The organism is Paraburkholderia sp. GAS199, from assembly GCF_050436585.1.
Lineage (GTDB): Bacteria > Pseudomonadota > Gammaproteobacteria > Burkholderiales > Burkholderiaceae > Paraburkholderia.
The window spans coordinates 146,311-162,906 of the sequence record NZ_JBNDMM010000006.1 but is presented as its reverse complement, the minus strand read 5'-3'; the positions used below and the strand labels follow the sequence as shown (position 1 = coordinate 162,906).

Sequence of the window (16,596 nt, the reverse complement as noted above, 5' to 3'; positions counted from 1 at the left end):
AGTTGGCACGTCACGTCATCGTGCCCTTTAAGGCGTTTTTAAGAGATCCCGTGGTGTAATATCCGCGAGCCGCTGAACCCTGCTGTTCGTTTTCATGCGGCGTTGCTCACTGCAAAGCAGGCGTGATGCGATCGGGCAAGACGTCGTGCCAGTTGAAATTGGAACAATTTGCAACGGCGGTATTGCAATCGCTCCATGCGCCCCGAACTCCGGGGCGCCCATTGCACAGCTTTGCGCGCAGCGGCGTAGAGTAGCAAGTTGAAGGCTTGAGTGCGCGGAAGTATTCAGCGCCGATTACATTCTCTGGAGGTTTTCATGTCGCTTTTTGACAGCATTTCGCGGACGCTCAAAGGTCTTCTGAACGACGCAGCCGATTCGGTACAAGACCCGTCGCGCGACTCGCGGCAGATCGTGCGCGAACTCGACGAGAGCATTGCCAAAGCGGAAAACTCGCTGATCGAGATTCAGGCGCAGGTCGCCACGCAGCAAAGCAAGCGCGATGTCGCGGCCGACAAAGCCAAGAAGTACGAAGACGGCGCTCGCCGCGCCTTGCAATCGGGTGACGAATCCTTGGCCCGTGAAGCACTCGGCGCACAGGCGACGGCCGAAGCGGAACGCGACGCGCTGGCGAAGGAACTGACCACCCTCGAGCCGTCGGTGGCGCAACTGAAGAGCCAGATCGACGACATGCGTACGCGTCGCAACGACCTGAACGCGCGCTCCAACATCCTGCAGGCCAAGCAGCAGATCGCGCAGGCGAAAGACGTCGCGGCTACGGCGCTCGGCGGCATCGGCGGCAAGAACCTGTCGGAAGACTTCCAGAAGCTGGAAGACAAGGTCGCGCTGTCGAACGCGCGCTCCGATGCTCGCCTGAACTCCGCGGACGTGAAAAGCGGCAAGGCGCTCGACGACAAACTCGCCGACCTGAACCGCGGCCCGTCCGTCGACGACCGTCTCGAAGCACTGAAGAAGCAGATCAACACGCCGGCGTCGTAAGTCCGGCAGCAGTCATGCAGCAAAGCAGTTCGCATCGGCCGCCGGCACGTCGCCCAGCTATCCTGGGCCACGTGTCGCGCGAACGATCAGGCAGCGCCGGCACAGTGCGCGGCGCTGCGAGCTTCACCGGCGTGCGGGCGGTTTCGTCGCCCGCGCACCGGAATCGATTGCAGGGAGACGGGCGCATGCGCCCGGTCCGCATATGAAAAAATTTCTCGCTAGCGCATTCGCATCCTTACTGTTCGTATCGGCCGCGGCTTTCGCCTTGCCGACGGTGCAACAGATCGAATCCGCCATGTCACAGGGTAACTGGCAACAGGCCGACGCCGGTTTGAGCGAAGTCCTGCAGGCCCATCCGAACAACGCACGCGCGCATTATCTGTACAGCCAGGTGCTCGATCGCGAAGGCCGTTCCGCCGACGCACTCGCCCAGGTGCAGCAGGCCAAGACGCTCGACCCGCAGATCCGCTTCACCGACCCGACCCGTTTCGCGCAGACCGAAGCGCGTATCCGCAAGAACGCGGAACGTGCCGCCGGCACCGGCGCGGGCGGCAACGTCAGCAGCCGCGCGCCCAATCCGTTCGTGCAGCAGACCGCGCCGGCCGCGCAGCAGCAGGCCGCGATGGTCTCGCAGGCACCGCAACGGCATGGTCCGGGTATGGGTTTGTGGATCGGCATCATCCTCGTGATCGGTGTGGTGGCGCTGGTGTTGCGCTGGACCTTGCGACGCGCCCGCTCGCAGGACGACACGCGCGCCGACGACGAGCGTCGCACGCAACTCAAGCGCGCCACCGACATGCTCAACACCGTGCGTTCGCTCAAGCTCGACGTCAAGCTCTCGACGGCGGCGGGTCACGAAGCGCTCGAAAAGGAAGTGGAAGCCACCGAAGATCAGGTGCGCAGCCTGATGGAAACGCTTAGCAACAGCAAGAATCCCGTGCCGCCCTATTCGCTCGACGAACTGGAGCAGCGCATCGGCAGCCTGCGCGCGCGCGCCGACGGCAAGCCCGATCCGTACGCGGCGCCTGCGGCGAGTTCGCAGCAGTCGGCTTACGCTCAGGAAGCCGAACGCTTCGGCAATCCGCCGCAGCCGTATCCGCAGCAAGGTCCGTATCAGCAGCCGCCTGTCGTGGTGCAGCAAGGTGGCGGTTTCGGCGGCGGCATGGGTGGCCTGCTGACCGGTGTGCTGCTGGGCGAAGCGCTGAATTCGGGACGCGACCGCGTGGTGGAACGCGACGTGATCGTCGACGACGAATCGCGCCGCCGCGGTGGCGACAACGGCGGCGGCCTCGATTTCGGTCAGGGTTCGAACGACTGGAACGACAACGGCGGCGGCGTCGACCTGGGCAGCAACGACGACTCCGGCGGCTGGAGCGACACCTGACCCAGCGCAACGCAGCGAACGGTTTTCATTTTGCAGACCGTCGGCTGACACGACAAAGGCTCCTCGAAACCGGGGAGCCTTTTTTATGGCGCGGCCGGAAGCGGCGCCCTCGCCGACTCGTGCTGCGCGAGCGCCAGTGCGCCCGAAAACAGCCGGACGATAAAACGCTCCGCGTAACCGATCAGCGCGTCTTTGCGCGCCGTGTCGGCGTCGATGTACTCCGCCGACAGGTGAAACAGTTGCAGCACGATCTGCGTGCAGACTTCATCGACGGTTTCGCGCGCGAGCGCCGGCATCAAGGCCAGTTGCACCACGTCGTCCGCCATTTCCGCCGACACCTCGTGCAGATTCGCGCGCACCGCCTCGCGCAACGCCGGCGACGTGCCGTGATATTCGGCCAGCGCGCTCATGAAGGCTTCGCGGTTTTCCAGCGCAAACGCGAAAAACGCCACGCACGCGCGACGCGGCACGCTGAGCGGCTCGTCGTGCGCCGCCAGCCAGCGCTCGCGCCGCAGCATCGGCCGCAAACGGCGGCTCACCGATTCGACGGCCTCGCGGGCGAGATCGTCGAGCGCGTCGAAGTGACGGTAAAACGTGTTCGGATTGAGCCCGGCCTCGCGCGCCAGCTCGCGCAAACCGAGGCTCGCGAAACTCCGGCCGCCCGCCGTCAGGCGCAGCGCGGCTTCGATCAGCTTGCGCTTGCCGGGCGGCAGGTCGGCGACAGCGGATGCCGGTTCAGGTGCATTCATGGAGTGCGCGGCGTTTTTTTAATCGTGGAGCGGTGCATGCGTTTAATAGCAGCACTCTAAACGATCTTGACGCAAAGTGCACAGTTGTCTACCCTGCGCATAGACACAGTAGACAGCTGTAGACACCCAAACATCAACCGACCTTCCCGCGCCTATGCGCGTGCCCGGAGACCGTAGTGACGCCAGCCTCTTCCGCCTTCCCCGCCACGCCGCGCATTGCCATCGTGGGGAGCGGCTTTGCGGGAATCGGCATGGCCATCCGGCTGCTGCGCTCGGGCATCACCTCGTTCACGATCTACGAGGCGGCAGCCGACATCGGCGGCACCTGGCGCGACAACACGTATCCCGGCGCCGCCTGCGACGTGCCTTCCCACCTGTATTCTTTTTCGTTCGAGCCGAACCCGGCGTGGTCGCGTGCGTTCGGCGGGCAGGCGGAGATTTTTGCGTACCTGAAACACTGCGCGCGCAAATACGGCGTCGAGCCCTTCATTCGCTGCAATGCCGCCGTGGCTGCCGCGCGCTTCGATGAAACGCGCCAGACCTGGGCGCTCGACATCGACACGAACGGCGAGCTCGAACACATCGAAGCCGACGTGGTGATTGCCGCGAGCGGCCCGCTCTCGCGGCCGGCCATGCCGCGAATCGCCGGTCTCGAACGCTTCGAAGGCAAGCTCTTTCACTCCGCGCGCTGGGACCACGCGTATCCGCTCGAAGGCAAACGTGTTGCGGTGATCGGCACCGGCGCCAGCGCGATCCAGTTCGTGCCGCGCATCCAGCCGCGCGTGGCGCATCTCGACCTGTTCCAGCGCACCGCGCCGTGGATCATGCCGAAGCCCGACAAACCGGTCGGACCGCGCGCGCACTGGCTGTTCCGCCATCTGCCGTTCACGCAGCGCCTCGTGCGCCAGGCGATCTACTGGCAACTCGAATCGCGCGCCATCGCGTTCGTGGTCAATCCGAAACTGATGAAGCTGCCGATGAAGTTCGGCCTGAGCTATCTCGAACGCCGCGTCAAGGACCCCGAACTACGCGCCCGCCTGACGCCGAATTACCGGCTCGGTTGCAAGCGCGTGCTGCTGTCGAGCGACTACTACCCCGCCCTCACCCAGCCCAACGTGGACCTCGTGACTGCCGGTATCCGCGAAATCGTCGCCGACGGCATCGTCACGGAAGACGGCGTGCATCGTCAGGCAGACGCGATCATTTGCGGCACCGGTTTTCAGGTCAACGACGTGGGCGCGCCGTTCGACGTGACCGGCATCGGCGGCGCCGATCTCGGCGCGATGTGGCTGCGCGACGGACCGGAAGCCTATCTCGGCACCAGCGTCGCGGACTTCCCGAACTTCTTCATGATCGTCGGCCCGAACACCGGCCTCGGCCATAACTCGATGATCTACATGATCGAGTCGCAGGTGCAGTACATCAGCACCTGCTTGCGCGAATTGCGCCGTCGTCGCGCGCGCACCATGAATCTGCGCCCCGACGTGCAACGCGAATTCAACGCGCGTCTGCAAAAGGAAATGCAGCACTCGGTCTGGGTGAGCGGCTGCCATAGCTGGTATCAGACGAAAAGCGGCAAGGTCACGGCGCTCTGGCCGGGCTTCACGTTCAGCTTCCGCAAGCGCACGCGGCGCGTGCGGCCGGCGGAATATCGCTTCGCGCCCTGAGCGCAACGCGCGTCCCCGGTGGACGTGTCGCACAAGAACAAATCAAGGGAGACAAACATGGCAAGCATCCAATCCAACCCGGCCACCCGCAACGCGCCGCTGCCGCCGCGCTCGCTCGCCGCGCGCCTCGGCATCACCAGCGTGGCGCGCGCCGATCTGCGCCGTCGCTACATGCAAAGCGGCTCGAAGTTCGTCAAGATCATGGGCACCGAAGTGCATTACGTGGACGAAGGCCACGGCGACACGATCGTGATGATCCACGGTTTCGCGTCGTCCTTGCACACGTGGAATCGTGTCGCGGACGAACTGAAGCGCAGCTATCGCGTGATCCGTCTCGATCTGCCGCCGTTCGGCGTGACGGGACCGTTGCGCTCGTCGAGCGGCGAAATCGAAACGATGAATCTGCCGACCTATCGCCGTTTCATCGATACCTTCATGCAGGCGCTCGGCGTGACGCGCGCGACGCTGATCGGCAATTCGCTCGGCGGTCTGATTTCATGGGACTACGCGGTGCGCCATCGCGACGCGGTCGAACGACTGGTGCTGATCGACTCGGCCGGTTTTCCGATGAAGCTGCCGATCTATATCGGCCTCTTCAACAGCGCGCTGGTGCGCATGAGTTCACCGTGGTGGCTGCCCGAGGCGATCATCAAGAGCGCAGTGCGTAACGTGTATGGCGATCCGCGCAAGATCGACGCGGTGACGCTACGACGCTACGTCGAATTTTTCCACGGTGAAGGCACGCGCGAGGCGATCGGCAAGATGGTGCCGACGCTCGATTTCACGGAAGTCGACACCAACGTGCTAAAGACGCTGAGCGTGCCGTCGATGGTGCTGTGGGGCGCGAAAGACCGCTGGATTCCGACCGCGCACGCGGCTGAATTCGCGAGCCGCATTCCGGGCGCGACGTCGGTCATGTATCCGGGGCTCGGCCATATTCCGATGGAAGAGGCGCCCGAGCGCGTGCTGGTCGATCTGCGCGCGTTTCTCGGCACGCCGGCGGCAGCCGCGACAGCGTCGGGCGAGGCGACGCGAGACGCGGCCGTGTGACCCGTCCCTGTCAGTCAAGAAGTCTCAAGCAGTCTTGAGCGGTGAGGCACCGTGGCAAGCGGCCGCCTCACCCGCCTCCCAGCAGCCGCAGCAGTCCCCATAGAAATTTGCAGAGCATCACGACCAGCTCCCACAGGTGATAGAGCTGTTGCCAGCCCGAAACGCGCGCAAAAGAGTCGATCATGGAGTACCGGTGAGAAAAGCCATCGCTGCAGATTCCGCAAAAAGGCATGAACAAGCCGCCCATCATAACGATTCCCGCCGCGCGAGCGCATGAGCGACCTCGGGATACCCCGTATCAAGTCCACTGCAAGCCGGCCGTCAACATGTCGATAAGGACACGAACAAGGCGCGGCATCTCCGCTGGATGGCCGCGTCGATTGACCCGATTGACTGCGCCAACCGCGCCTTCGAGGAGACAGTCCATGACGCGCTTCAGCTTTCGTCGCAACGGCCGTTCGCAAACGGTCGTCGGCGACATCGCCGCGCAAGCGGGCAAACTGGGTATCGAAATCTGCGACGTCTCGGGGCACGTCGAAGAAGTCGCCGCGCGCGTGCAGCATCAGGCGCAGGTGTGCCGGGCGCTGCGCGAATCGGCGGCGCAGACGCTCGCCGGCAATCACCGGATTGCCGCGGCGGCCCGCGAAATGCGCAGCGTCTCGGCCGACGCCGCGACCGGCGTGCAGCAATCGCAGCAGACGCTGGAGGCGTCGCTGGCCGACATCCACGGTCTCGTGGAAGGCGTGACGGTGATCGAAAGCCAGATCGGCGCACTGCGCAGCGCACTGGCGCACGTCAGCCGCGTGTCCGAGGAGATTTCGCTGATCGCCCGTCAGACGCATCTGCTTGCGCTGAATGCCGCGATCGAAGCCGCGCGCGCGGGCGACTCGGGCAAGAGCTTCGCGGTGGTGGCCGCCGAGGTGAAGAATCTGTCGGCGAAAACCGCTCAGGCAACCGGTCAGATCGAAACCACGCTCGCGCAGCTCACGCGGCAGACCGAACAGTTGATCAGCGAAGGCGCCGTGAATACCGAACGCGCGCATCGGGTGCGCGAAGGCACGCGCAAGATCGGCGAGGTGGTGCATGCCACCGGCGACGCCATCGCGCAACTGAACAACGAAGCCAGCGAGATTGCCGTTCTGACGGGCGAGATCGAGACGCAATGCGACGGACTGGAAGCGCAGGTGCTCGACATGGCGAGCGGCGTCGAAGATTCGAGCAAGAATTTCGTGCAGGCGAAGGACCGTCTCGGCAATCTGCTCGGCGTGTCCGAGACCTTGATCGAGTTGACCGCGGCAACCGGCGTGGAAACGGCGGACACGCGTTTTATCGACGCCGTGCAGCGGACGGCCGCCGCCGTGAGCCAGGCCTTCGAAAGCGCTCTGGCGCACGGCGACATATCGCTCGACGATCTGTTCGACGAGCACTACGTGAGCGTGGCCGGAAGCCATCCCGCGCAGTTCGTCACGCGCTTCACCGCTTTCACCGACCGCGTTCTCCCCGCGATCCAGGAACCGCTGCTCGCACTCGATCCGCGCGTGGCGTTCTGCGCGGCCGTCGATGCCCGCGGCTATCTGCCGACCCACAATCTGAAGTTTTCATTGCCGCAGCGCGACGACCCGGTCTGGAACATGGCCAATTGCCGTAACCGCCGCATCTTCGACGACCGCACGGGCATCGCCGCCGCCACGCATACCAGGAAATTCCTGCTGCAGACATACCGCCGCGACATGGGCGGCGGCGAGTTCGCCTTGATGAAGGATGCCTCGGCACCGGTCTTCGTGCGCGGCCGGCACTGGGGCGCGGTCCGGCTCGCTTATAAGGTCTGAGGCTTACAAGGTCGGACGCTTACACGGTTCAAATATCGCGGCGAACAGCGCCGGGGCAGCGGCAATTCATGCACGCCGCCCGACGCATGCCCGACGCACGACAGACACTACACCGCCATCGCCGACCGCTTGCGCTCCGCGCGCTGCATGAAGTAATTCGCCACGACCACACCGACTGTCACGACGGCGATGAACAGCGTGGCAAGCGCGTTCATCTCGGGATTCAGGCCGAGACGCACCCGCGAAAACACCACGAGCGGCAGCGTGGTCGAGCCCGGTCCGGACAGAAATGCCGAGAGCACCAGATCGTCGATGGAAAGCGTGAACGACAGCAGCCAGCCCGACACCAGCGCCTGCGAGATCAGCGGCAGCGTGATGAAGAAGAACACGCGCAAGGGTGTGGCGCCGAGATCGAGCGCGGCCTCTTCCATCGACGGATTCAGTTCCTTCACGCGCGATTGCACGATGATCGCCACGTAGGAAATGCACAGCATCACGTGACCGATCCAGATCGTGAAAACGCCGCGGCCCGCGGGCCAGCCGAGCCACTTCGCCATTTCGATGAACAGCAGCAGCAGCGAGATGCCCTGAATGACTTCGGGAATCACGAGCGGCGCGTTGATCATGCCGGTGTAAAGCGTGAAGCCGCGAAAACGCCCCATGCGCGCGAGCACGAAGCCGGCCCACGTGCCGATGATCACCGAGGCGAACGCGGTGAGCAGCGCCACCCGCAACGAGAGCCACGCCGCGGCGATCAGTTCGTCGTCCTGCAATAGCGCGGCATACCAGCGCGTGGAAAAGCGCGTCCAGACCGTGACGAGTTGCGATTCGTTGAACGAATAGACAATCAGACTCACGATCGGGATGTACAGGAACAGAAAGCCTATTCCGAGCGCGATGATCTGCAAGATGCGATTCGGCTTCATCAGCGGCGCTCCTCCATCGCCTTGGCCTGCGCGTACTGGAAGTACGCCATCGGCACCAGCAACAGCAACACCATCGCGCACGTGACGGCGGACGCCATCGGCCAGTCGGCGTTGTCGAAGAACTCATTCCACATCACGCGGCCGATCATCAGCGTATTCGCGCCGCCGAGCAGTTCGGGAATCACGTACTCGCCCACCGCCGGAATGAACACCAGCAGACAGCCGGCGATGATGCCGTTCTTCGAGAGCGGCAAGGTGATCTGCCAGAAGGCCTTCCAGGGCTTCGCGCCGAGGTCGTAGGCGGCTTCCAGCAAGGTCATGTCCATCTTGACCAGATGCGCGTACAGCGGCATGACGAGAAACGGCAAATACGAATACACCATGCCGATATAAACCGCGGTGTTGGTGTGATAAAGCTCGATCGGCGAATGGATCAGACCGATCGACATCAGAAAGTTGTTCAGCAAGCCGTTGTTCTTCAGGATGCCGATCCACGCATACACGCGGATCAGGAACGACGTCCAGAACGGCAGCATCACGGCCATCATCAGCAGATTGCGGCTGGCCGGATTCGAGCGCGCGATGTAATACGCCATCGGATAACCGATCAGCAGACACAGCAGCGTGGAGATCGCGGCCACCACGACCGAATTCACGTAGGTGGCGAAATACAGGCTGTCGGTCAGCAGGAAAGCGTAGTGCGACAGATCGAGCGTGATGTGGATCGCGCCGTCCGTGAAACTGGTCAGTTCCGTGTAGGGCGGAATGCCGAGTTGCAGGTCGGCGAAACTGATCTTCACCACCAGCAGGAACGGCACCAGGAAAAACAGCAGCAGCCAGATGAACGGACCGGCCACCACGGCCGTGCGTCCGGTCAGATTGAAGCGGCGTGCCGGCCATGTTGCCAGCGAGTTGATCGAGCGCCTCATGACGTCAGCACCACACCGGCCGAGGCGCTCCAGCGCACGTACACTTCGTCGCCCCACGTGGGCGTGTCGATCTCGGTCAGCGCCAGGCTGGTGACGTTCGCGATCACGGTCTTGCCGGCGTCCAGCTTCACGTGATACAGCGAATAGCCGCCCATGTACGCGATATTCGTGACGACGCCCTTGCCCCAGTTATACGTGCCCTCGGGCGGCTTGCGCGTGAGGGCGATGCGCTCGGGCCGTACCGAGATCGTGACCGGCATGCCGAGCGGGCCGGTAATGCCGTGACTCACGTAGAGACGCACCGGCAGATCGGGCGTTTCGATGAACACGTGATCGGGCTCGTCTTCGACCGTATGGCCTTCGAACAGATTGGTCGAGCCGATGAACTCCGCCGAAAAGCGGCTGTTCGGATATTCGTAGACTTCGTGCGGCGTGCCGAGCTGGACGATCTCGCCTTCGCTCATCACGGCGAGGCGCCCCGCCATCGTCATCGCCTCTTCCTGATCGTGCGTCACCATGATGCAGGTCACGCCGACCTTGTCGAGAATGTTGACCAGTTCGATCTGCGTACGCTGACGGATCTGCTTGTCGAGCGCGGACATCGGTTCGTCGAGGAGCAGCAGCTTGGGCCGCTTCACCAGCGAGCGCGCCAGCGCCACGCGCTGTTGCTGACCGCCGGAAAGCTGGTTCGGCTTGCGTTTGGCGAAGCGCGCCATCTGCACGAGTTCGAGCGTGTGCTGCACGCGCTCCTTCATTTCGTCTTTGGCGACGCCTTCCTGCTTCAGGCCGAAGGCGACATTGGCCTCGACGGTCATGTGCGGAAACAGCGCGTACGACTGGAACATCATGTTGGTCGGGCGACGATACGGCGGCAGATGCGCGAGGTCTTCTCCGTCGATCAGGATCTTGCCCGAGGTGACGGTTTCGAGTCCGGCCAGCATGCGCAGCAAGGTCGATTTGCCGCAGCCGGAACTGCCCAGCAGCGCGAACAACTCGCCCTTTTTCACGGACAGGTTCACACCTTTGACCGCCTCGGTCTCGCCGAACTTCTTCACGACATCGACGATCTGCACGAAATTGTCCGCTGCGTCCGCCGCAACGGCGTTCTGGCCCGCTGACGGCGCGGCGCCTGCCAGCGCGCCCGACTGGTCACTACTCATCACAATGCTTTACTCCGGCTTTTGACGAACAAAGCCCCCGGTGGACACCGAGGGCTTCATGATGATGCCTGGTTTAACCTGAACGCGGATCAGCGGCCGGACTTGAACTCAGTCCACAGTCGCGTTTGCAGCCGCTGGATTTCCGGCGGCAGCGGTTTCAGCAGGAACAGGGTCTTGATGACTTCCGGCGACGGATACACGGCCGGATCGTTCGCCACGTCCTTGTCCACGTACTTGCGCGCTTCGAGGTTGGCGCTCGGGTAGTAGACCGCGTTGGTGATTGCGGCGTGAACCTGCGGCGTCTCGATGTAGTTGATCCACTCCAGCGCCGCTTCCTTGTTCTTCGCGTCTTTCGGAATCGCCATCACGTCGAACCACACCGGGGCGCCGCCCTTCGGAATGTAGTACTCGACCTTGTACGGCTTCTTCGCTTCGAGCGCGCGATGCTTGGCGATCACGACGTCGCCCGACCAGCCGTACGCGAAGCACACGTCGCCACCCACCAGGTCGTTGATGTAGCCCGACGAGTTGAACTGCGTGATGTACGGACGGATCTTTTTCATCATGTCGAGCGCGGCGCGGTAGTCGGCCGGGTTCGTGCTCATCGGATCCTTACCGATGTAGTGCAGCGCGGCGGCGAACATCTGGTCCGGCGCGTCGAGCACGGAGACGCCGCACGCCTTCAGCTTCGAAATGTTTTCCGGCTTGAAGAGCACGTCCCAGCTATCGAGCGGCACGTTCTTGCCGAGGATCTGCTGCGCCTTGGTGACGTTGTAGCCGAGGCCCGTGGTGCCGTAGGCCCAGGGTACGGTGAACTTGTTGCCCGGATCTGCGCCCGCGACCAGCGCCATCAGCGACGGATCGAGATACTTGAGGTTCGGCAGCTTCGATTTGTCGAGCGGCGCGAAGATGCCGGCGGCGATCTGCTTGCCGGCGTAGTTGCTGGTCGGCACGACGATGTCGTAGCCCGAATTGCCGGTGAGCAGCTTGGCTTGCAGCGTGTCGTCGCTGTCGTAGTTGTCGTACTTGACCTGGACGCCGGTCTGCTTGCTGAAGTTGGGGATGGTGTCCTTGGCGATGTAATCGGACCAGTTATACACGTTCAGTTGCGTGTCTTTCGCAACGGCCGTCAACCAGGGCGCAGCACACACGATAAGCGCCGCAACTTGCCCTACTACTCGTCTTTTCATCCCGTTCTCCGATCCAGTCCGGCCGTGCCGGCTATCGTCACCTACGCCGCGCCAACCGTCGCGCGGCTCCCCTGAAAAACCCGAAAACTACCACTAATTATTGCGCGATCCAAAAAAAATGCCCGGATGTCGCGCGAACGGTACAGCCCAAGGCTCACCGTGACAAAAATTGGGCGCAATTTTAGCGGGTTATCGGCCCGTGTCCACCCGAAAAAAACATCGGTGGCAAGCGGCGCGCGGCGTACGTGGCGGGGGATGCGCAGCGAAGCGGGGTTTGGCGGACTGGGGCGGCTGACCGGAGGTGGAATTCGGTGTCCTTTCATGCGCTTTCTGCGGCTTTCACTGGCTTTCGCCGGCTTTCAAACCGCTGATCTGCTGCCCGCAGGCAGGCGACGCTGCCGCTGCCGATCTTCGATGAAACGTCTTGTCGGCGCGGGTCAAGAGGGTCGGCGCGCACCGCTTCACTTCGGTTCACAATAAGCTCGTCGAAAGCTTTCGAATCGCGTGCGGCAGTGAGTGTCCGCGCCGGCATGACGTACCGGTATGACACGTCAGGCACGCGGTTTGCGAGCCGCTGCAGCTTACTCTCCAGGCATCGATGAATACGAACCCGTCCGCGTTGCGCCCGAACCGCCGTCGGCGTCTGCCGAAAGGCGGCGGTGCACCACGTCCCGCGCACTGGTTTTCGTTCGTCGGCGCGGGCGCGCTGATCGCCGTCGGCTATATCGATCCGGGCAACTGGGCGACCGCCCTCGGCGCCGGCGCGGGCTATGGCTATCAGTTGCTCGGCATGGTCCTGCTGTCGAGCCTGATGGCGATGCTGCTGCAGTGGATGTCGTCGCGGCTCGGCGTCGTCACCGGACGCGATCTTGCACAGATCTGCCGCGAGCGCACCGGCCGGCGGACCACCCTCTTTCTGTGGCTCACCAGCGAGGTCGCGATCATCGCGTGCGATGTCGCCGAGGTGGTCGGCAGTGCCGTGGCTTTGCAATTACTACTCGGCGTGTCGCTGACGGTGGGCGTGCTGATGTCGGCGGTCTGCACCTTCGCGTTGCTGGCGCTTCAGCAGACGGGCAGCCGCAAGCTCGAAGCCGTGATCGCGGCGCTGATCGGCTTTGTCGGACTGTGTTTCGTGGTGCAACTGGCGCTCGCGCGGCCGGACTGGCACGCCGCGCTGGCCGGCACCGCGCCGAGCGTCGAGATGCTGCGCAACGCGGGCATGGTGTGGCTGGCGGCGGGCATCGTCGGCGCGACTGTCATGCCGCACAACCTGTATCTGCACTCCGCGCTCGTCAAGCAGCACGCGCCGCAGGGCAGCGACGCCGAGATCAGGGCCGCGCTGCAGGTCGTGAATCTCGATACCTTCGGCTCGCTGTCGTTCGCCTTCGTGATCAACGCGGCGCTGCTGATCGTGGCGGCCGCCGTGTTCTACACGAGCGGCCACCGCGACGTCACCGACCTCGCCGACGCGCACCGGCTGATTGCGCCGCTGGTCGGCACGCATTGGGCCGGCATCCTGTTCGCGGCGGCGCTGCTGGCCTGCGGGCTGAGCGCCACCGTGACGGGCACGCTGGCCGGGCAGGCGGTCATGGAAGGTTTTTTACGCCTGACGCTGCCGCGCTGGCAACGCGCCCTGCTGACGCGCGCGCTGGCGATCGGCCCGGCGCTGCTGGCGGTCGCGATGTTCGGTCAGCACGGCTCGAACCAGTTGCTGGTGGCAAGCCAGGTGGTGTTGAGCCTGCAATTGCCGCTCGCGGTGGTGCCGTTGATCCGCTACACCTCGAACGCCGCATTGATGCGCGGCTGGCAGGTGCGCGGCTTACCGCTCGTGCTGGCGTGGCTGTCGGCCGCGTTCATCATCGCGCTCAACGCTGCGCTGCTGTGGCAACTGGCGCTCGGCTGATGCGCAGGCGCATGACGGCGTGACGCGTGAACGTGGCGTCCGGCGGTTATCGCCTCATTGCGGTTCTGTTTTGCTCTGTCTCACCCTGTTGTCGTGCCATTTTTTTAGCGATTTCCGCGATCGATCCGGTACATCGGCGCACGTCTGCGAGCGTCGCCGACCGCCCCGCTCCGCTCGCGGCATTGCTACTTCACTATCATCTGGATGGACCTTCGCCCATGCGTTTTCACGCTGCATTCGCCCGCCTTGCTTTTTGCTCCGCACCTCGGCCATCGCTGCCCACGCCGTTCGCACCGTTCGCCCAGACCTCGCGCACGGCACGCGCCATCCGGTTATCCGCCCTGCTGGCCTTTCCGGCGCTTTACGGCGAAGCCCACGCGACGATTGCAATGCTCCAGCCGGCGCGTGAAGCCGCCGCCAATCAGCCGCTGCAGATCACCATTCTCTATTCCGCCGACGACGCCAAACCGCTCACCATCACCGTGCCGCCCACGCTGAAGATGAGTCTGACGAGCGGCGAGCAGGCGCCGCAGCCGCTCGACCTCGTCCGCGAACCGGGCGTGCCGGACACGCTGCATCTGCGGCCGGGACAGTTTCTCAAGGTGCGCTTCTCGGCGCCGTGGCCGGCGTCGGCGCGCGGCCAGGTGCGTCTCGATCCCGTCGGCTTCGACGCTTCGCCGGCGCTCGTCGTCATCAATCGCGGCAAGGAGCAGGACGCCGTCGCGCAGGCCGAGCACGCCGAAACCCAGGCGACCACGCCCGCGCAGGTCGCCACGGCAGCCGCCGTGGTGGCCGGCCCCACGGGCGATGCGATTTCGCCGCCCGGCGACTCGCTCTCCAGCACCGGACGCGGCCTGTTCTCGCATCTGTCGTATTACGAGCCGATGTACATCGCCGCCGGCCGCAACGGCGACACCAATGCGCGGCTGCAACTGAGCTTCAAATATCGCATCCGCATACCGGACGATCTGCGCTCGAAAAGTCTCGTGGACAATCTCTACTTCGCCTACACGCAGACCTCGATCTGGGATCTCTCCGCCGATTCGCGGCCGTTCCGCGACACGACCTATAGCCCGCAACTGTTCTACTACGTGCCGGACACTGGCTGGCGCAGCCCGTTTTTCACGCGCATGGGATTCAGCGCCGGTATCGCGCACGAATCGAACGGCAAAGCCGGCACCGACTCGCGCAGCATCAACATGCCGTTCATCCGTCCCACGTGGGAATTCGGCGACCTTACCGCCAACCACCTCACGGTCTCGCCGAAAATCTATTACTACCTCGGCACCAGCAACAATCCGGATATCGCGGACTATCGCGGCTACGTGGACCTGCTCGTCAAGTACGGCAGCCCGGACGGCTGGCAACTGGCGACCACCGTGCGCAAAGGCACCAAGCACTGGTACGGCAGCGTGGATACGCAATTCACCTATCCCCTCGCCAAGGTGCTCGGCAGCGCGTGGGGCGGCTATATCTGGGTCGGCTATTTCAACGGCTACGGCGAGGATCTGCTCGACTACAACAACCGGCAGCACTGGATCGCGCGTATCGGCTACAGCATCTCGCGCTAGGTCGAAACGAAGCGTACGGCGGCCCGCGAATGACGCGCGGGTGGCAGCCGGCGGAAGACGGCGGACGGCAGGCGGCGAACAGGCGGCAGCGAGCGAGGCGCGCACGGCGAATGCTGCCAAACGTGCGTGCGTCGCGGCCTTGTCGCGCGATGCGGCGAGGCGCGCCGGCCGCATCGGTTAACATAGCGGAACTCCGCTTTCCGCCTCTCAAGGTTTCCGATGTCTTCGAATCTTCACGATCTTCCCGACAGCCCGTGCATCGGCGTCTGCTCCACGCTGTTCGACGACGTCTGCAAAGGCTGCGGGCGCACTGCCATGGAAGTCTCCAACTGGGTCTTCCTGAGCGACGAGGAAAAGCGCGCCGTGTGGGTTCGGATCGAGCAGGAAGGTACCGCCATGCGCTTCAAGTACGACAAGCTGTAAGCGCCGCGCCTGGCAGCGCACTCAGAACCGCATCCCGACGCCCAGTCCCACCACGACGGGATCGATATTCAGACGCCCGAGCGCCTGGCCGCCCAGCGAGGCGTCGGTGTGCATCCAGATTTTCTTGATATCCGCATTGACGAACAGCGTCTTCGTGACCTGCACGTCCACACCGGCCTGCAACACCGGGCCGAAGCTGTGATTGGTGACCGCAATCGACTGGCCGCCCGCGCTCAATCCGTCGTTGTAGAACAACGTGTAGTTGATCCCCGCGCCGACATACGGACGGATGCGTCCCGCGTGATTGAAGTGGTATTGCAGCAGCAGCGTGGGCGGCAGCACGTTCACGCCGCCGAGATTGCCGAGGCTCGACGTGACCTGATGACGCGACGTGCCCAGAATCAGTTCGACGCCGAGGTAATCGCGGATCATGTAGGTCAGATCCAGTTCCGGCACGATGGCATTGTTGACGTCCACGTTCAACGCCGACAGCGTATGGTTCGTGCCCACGTCCGGCATGATGCTGATGGCGCGCAGACGCACCAGCACGTCGCCGGCGTGAATCCCGTTCAGATCGTCGTCACCGGCGGCATGGGCGGACGGCGCGAAGGCGCCGGCGCATAGCAGGCCGGCCGCGAGCGCGGCGGCCCTGAATTTGCGGCGGATTTTGCGGCTGATTCCGTGGCTGACTTTGCCGCAAACTGCGCCGCTTACGCGATGGTCGATCGTGCTGGTAGACGAGTGCTTCATGATTTCCCCGTGTGTTTGTTGGCTTGAGGAAATTGTCGAAGCTCTCGCGCGTCGCGAGGTTGACCCGCA

At 63.9% G+C, this 16,596-nt stretch carries 15 protein-coding genes; 8 read left to right on the top strand and 7 right to left on the bottom strand.

Features of this window, described 5'->3' with window-relative positions:
• Nucleotides 1–315 precede the first annotated feature (315 nt).
• Both P3T18_RS22755 and P3T18_RS22750 read left to right on the top strand, forming a co-directional pair.
• Entirely contained in the window at nt 316–996 is a 681-nt protein-coding gene (locus tag P3T18_RS22755) for a PspA/IM30 family protein (RefSeq protein WP_429302220.1), read from the top strand.
• A gap of 202 nt (nt 997–1,198) precedes the next feature.
• On the top strand, nt 1,199–2,380 hold the full coding sequence (locus P3T18_RS22750; RefSeq protein WP_429302219.1) for a tetratricopeptide repeat protein: 1,182 nt from the start codon (nt 1,199–1,201) through the stop codon (nt 2,378–2,380).
• Nucleotides 2,381–2,463: 83 nt separating this feature from the next.
• On the opposite strand, the gene P3T18_RS22745 is transcribed toward P3T18_RS22750, so the two are convergent.
• Nucleotides 2,464–3,129: a TetR family transcriptional regulator gene (locus P3T18_RS22745; protein WP_429302218.1), complete on the bottom strand. Its 666-nt coding sequence runs from the start codon at nt 3,127–3,129 to the stop codon at nt 2,464–2,466.
• Between the two features lie 176 nt (nt 3,130–3,305).
• Between P3T18_RS22745 and P3T18_RS22740 the strand changes: the two genes are divergently transcribed.
• A complete protein-coding gene (locus P3T18_RS22740; protein WP_429302217.1) occupies nt 3,306–4,796 on the top strand; it encodes a flavin-containing monooxygenase in 1,491 nt (496 codons plus the stop codon).
• A gap of 57 nt (nt 4,797–4,853) precedes the next feature.
• Complete coding sequence (locus P3T18_RS22735; protein ID WP_429302216.1) at nt 4,854–5,846, top strand: alpha/beta fold hydrolase; 993 nt, start codon at nt 4,854–4,856, stop codon at nt 5,844–5,846.
• 67 nt (nt 5,847–5,913) lie between these two features.
• On the opposite strand, the gene P3T18_RS22730 is transcribed toward P3T18_RS22735, so the two are convergent.
• On the bottom strand, nt 5,914–6,096 hold the full coding sequence (locus P3T18_RS22730; protein ID WP_429302557.1) for a hypothetical protein: 183 nt from the start codon (nt 6,094–6,096) through the stop codon (nt 5,914–5,916).
• A 175-nt stretch (nt 6,097–6,271) separates the two neighbouring features.
• Here P3T18_RS22730 and P3T18_RS22725 point away from each other — a divergent pair, with 175 nt between their 5' ends.
• On the top strand, nt 6,272–7,675 hold the full coding sequence (locus P3T18_RS22725) for a methyl-accepting chemotaxis protein (protein ID WP_429302215.1): 1,404 nt from the start codon (nt 6,272–6,274) through the stop codon (nt 7,673–7,675).
• Between the two features lie 107 nt (nt 7,676–7,782).
• On the opposite strand, the gene P3T18_RS22720 is transcribed toward P3T18_RS22725, so the two are convergent.
• The 4 genes from P3T18_RS22720 to P3T18_RS22705 all read right to left on the bottom strand — a co-directional run bounded on the left by P3T18_RS22720 (nt 7,783) and on the right by P3T18_RS22705 (nt 11,880).
• Nucleotides 7,783–8,601, bottom strand: a complete 819-nt coding sequence (locus tag P3T18_RS22720; RefSeq protein ID WP_429302214.1) for an ABC transporter permease subunit — start codon at nt 8,599–8,601, stop codon at nt 7,783–7,785.
• Nucleotides 8,601–9,530, bottom strand: coding sequence for an ABC transporter permease subunit (locus P3T18_RS22715; RefSeq protein ID WP_429302213.1), 930 nt, complete (start codon nt 9,528–9,530; stop codon nt 8,601–8,603). The genes P3T18_RS22720 and P3T18_RS22715 overlap by 1 nt, the downstream gene beginning before the upstream one ends.
• Complete coding sequence (locus P3T18_RS22710; protein WP_429302212.1) at nt 9,527–10,690, bottom strand: ABC transporter ATP-binding protein; 1,164 nt, start codon at nt 10,688–10,690, stop codon at nt 9,527–9,529. The genes P3T18_RS22715 and P3T18_RS22710 overlap by 4 nt, the downstream gene beginning before the upstream one ends.
• Nucleotides 10,691–10,779: 89 nt before the next feature.
• Nucleotides 10,780–11,880 carry a polyamine ABC transporter substrate-binding protein gene (locus P3T18_RS22705; protein ID WP_429302211.1) on the bottom strand — a complete coding sequence of 367 codons (1,101 nt, stop codon included), beginning with the start codon at nt 11,878–11,880 and terminating at the stop codon, nt 10,780–10,782.
• Nucleotides 11,881–12,478: 598 nt separating this feature from the next.
• Between P3T18_RS22705 and P3T18_RS22700 the strand changes: the two genes are divergently transcribed.
• The 3 genes from P3T18_RS22700 to P3T18_RS22690 all read left to right on the top strand — a co-directional run bounded on the left by P3T18_RS22700 (nt 12,479) and on the right by P3T18_RS22690 (nt 15,777).
• Nucleotides 12,479–13,783 carry an Nramp family divalent metal transporter gene (locus P3T18_RS22700; protein WP_429302210.1) on the top strand — a complete coding sequence of 435 codons (1,305 nt, stop codon included), beginning with the start codon at nt 12,479–12,481 and terminating at the stop codon, nt 13,781–13,783.
• A 218-nt stretch (nt 13,784–14,001) separates the two neighbouring features.
• Entirely contained in the window at nt 14,002–15,354 is a 1,353-nt protein-coding gene (locus tag P3T18_RS22695) for a phospholipase A (RefSeq protein ID WP_429302209.1), read from the top strand.
• A gap of 219 nt (nt 15,355–15,573) precedes the next feature.
• Nucleotides 15,574–15,777 carry a DUF1289 domain-containing protein gene (locus tag P3T18_RS22690; protein ID WP_429302208.1) on the top strand — a complete coding sequence of 68 codons (204 nt, stop codon included), beginning with the start codon at nt 15,574–15,576 and terminating at the stop codon, nt 15,775–15,777.
• Between the two features lie 21 nt (nt 15,778–15,798).
• On the opposite strand, the gene P3T18_RS22685 is transcribed toward P3T18_RS22690, so the two are convergent.
• Nucleotides 15,799–16,527: an OmpW/AlkL family protein gene (locus P3T18_RS22685; protein WP_429302207.1), complete on the bottom strand. Its 729-nt coding sequence runs from the start codon at nt 16,525–16,527 to the stop codon at nt 15,799–15,801.
• Nucleotides 16,528–16,596: the final 69 nt, after the last annotated feature.

Excerpts from the sequence above, each read along its gene's own strand:
- P3T18_RS22695 (WP_429302209.1), top strand. The coding sequence starts at position 14,002 with ATGCGTTTTCACGCTGCATTCGCCCGCCTTGCTTTTTGCTCCGCACCT.
- P3T18_RS22755 (WP_429302220.1), top strand. The coding sequence starts at position 316 with ATGTCGCTTTTTGACAGCATTTCGCGGACGCTCAAAGGTCTTCTGAAC.
- P3T18_RS22735 (WP_429302216.1), top strand. The coding sequence starts at position 4,854 with ATGGCAAGCATCCAATCCAACCCGGCCACCCGCAACGCGCCGCTGCCG.
- P3T18_RS22685 (WP_429302207.1), bottom strand. The coding sequence starts at position 16,527 with ATGAAGCACTCGTCTACCAGCACGATCGACCATCGCGTAAGCGGCGCA.
- P3T18_RS22730 (WP_429302557.1), bottom strand. The coding sequence starts at position 6,096 with ATGATGGGCGGCTTGTTCATGCCTTTTTGCGGAATCTGCAGCGATGGC.
- P3T18_RS22700 (WP_429302210.1), top strand. The coding sequence starts at position 12,479 with ATGAATACGAACCCGTCCGCGTTGCGCCCGAACCGCCGTCGGCGTCTG.
- P3T18_RS22715 (WP_429302213.1), bottom strand. The coding sequence starts at position 9,530 with ATGAGGCGCTCGATCAACTCGCTGGCAACATGGCCGGCACGCCGCTTC.
- P3T18_RS22710 (WP_429302212.1), bottom strand. The coding sequence starts at position 10,690 with ATGAGTAGTGACCAGTCGGGCGCGCTGGCAGGCGCCGCGCCGTCAGCG.
- P3T18_RS22725 (WP_429302215.1), top strand. The coding sequence starts at position 6,272 with ATGACGCGCTTCAGCTTTCGTCGCAACGGCCGTTCGCAAACGGTCGTC.
- P3T18_RS22745 (WP_429302218.1), bottom strand. The coding sequence starts at position 3,129 with ATGAATGCACCTGAACCGGCATCCGCTGTCGCCGACCTGCCGCCCGGC.
- P3T18_RS22720 (WP_429302214.1), bottom strand. The coding sequence starts at position 8,601 with ATGAAGCCGAATCGCATCTTGCAGATCATCGCGCTCGGAATAGGCTTT.
- P3T18_RS22705 (WP_429302211.1), bottom strand. The coding sequence starts at position 11,880 with ATGAAAAGACGAGTAGTAGGGCAAGTTGCGGCGCTTATCGTGTGTGCT.
- P3T18_RS22750 (WP_429302219.1), top strand. The coding sequence starts at position 1,199 with ATGAAAAAATTTCTCGCTAGCGCATTCGCATCCTTACTGTTCGTATCG.
- P3T18_RS22690 (WP_429302208.1), top strand. The coding sequence starts at position 15,574 with ATGTCTTCGAATCTTCACGATCTTCCCGACAGCCCGTGCATCGGCGTC.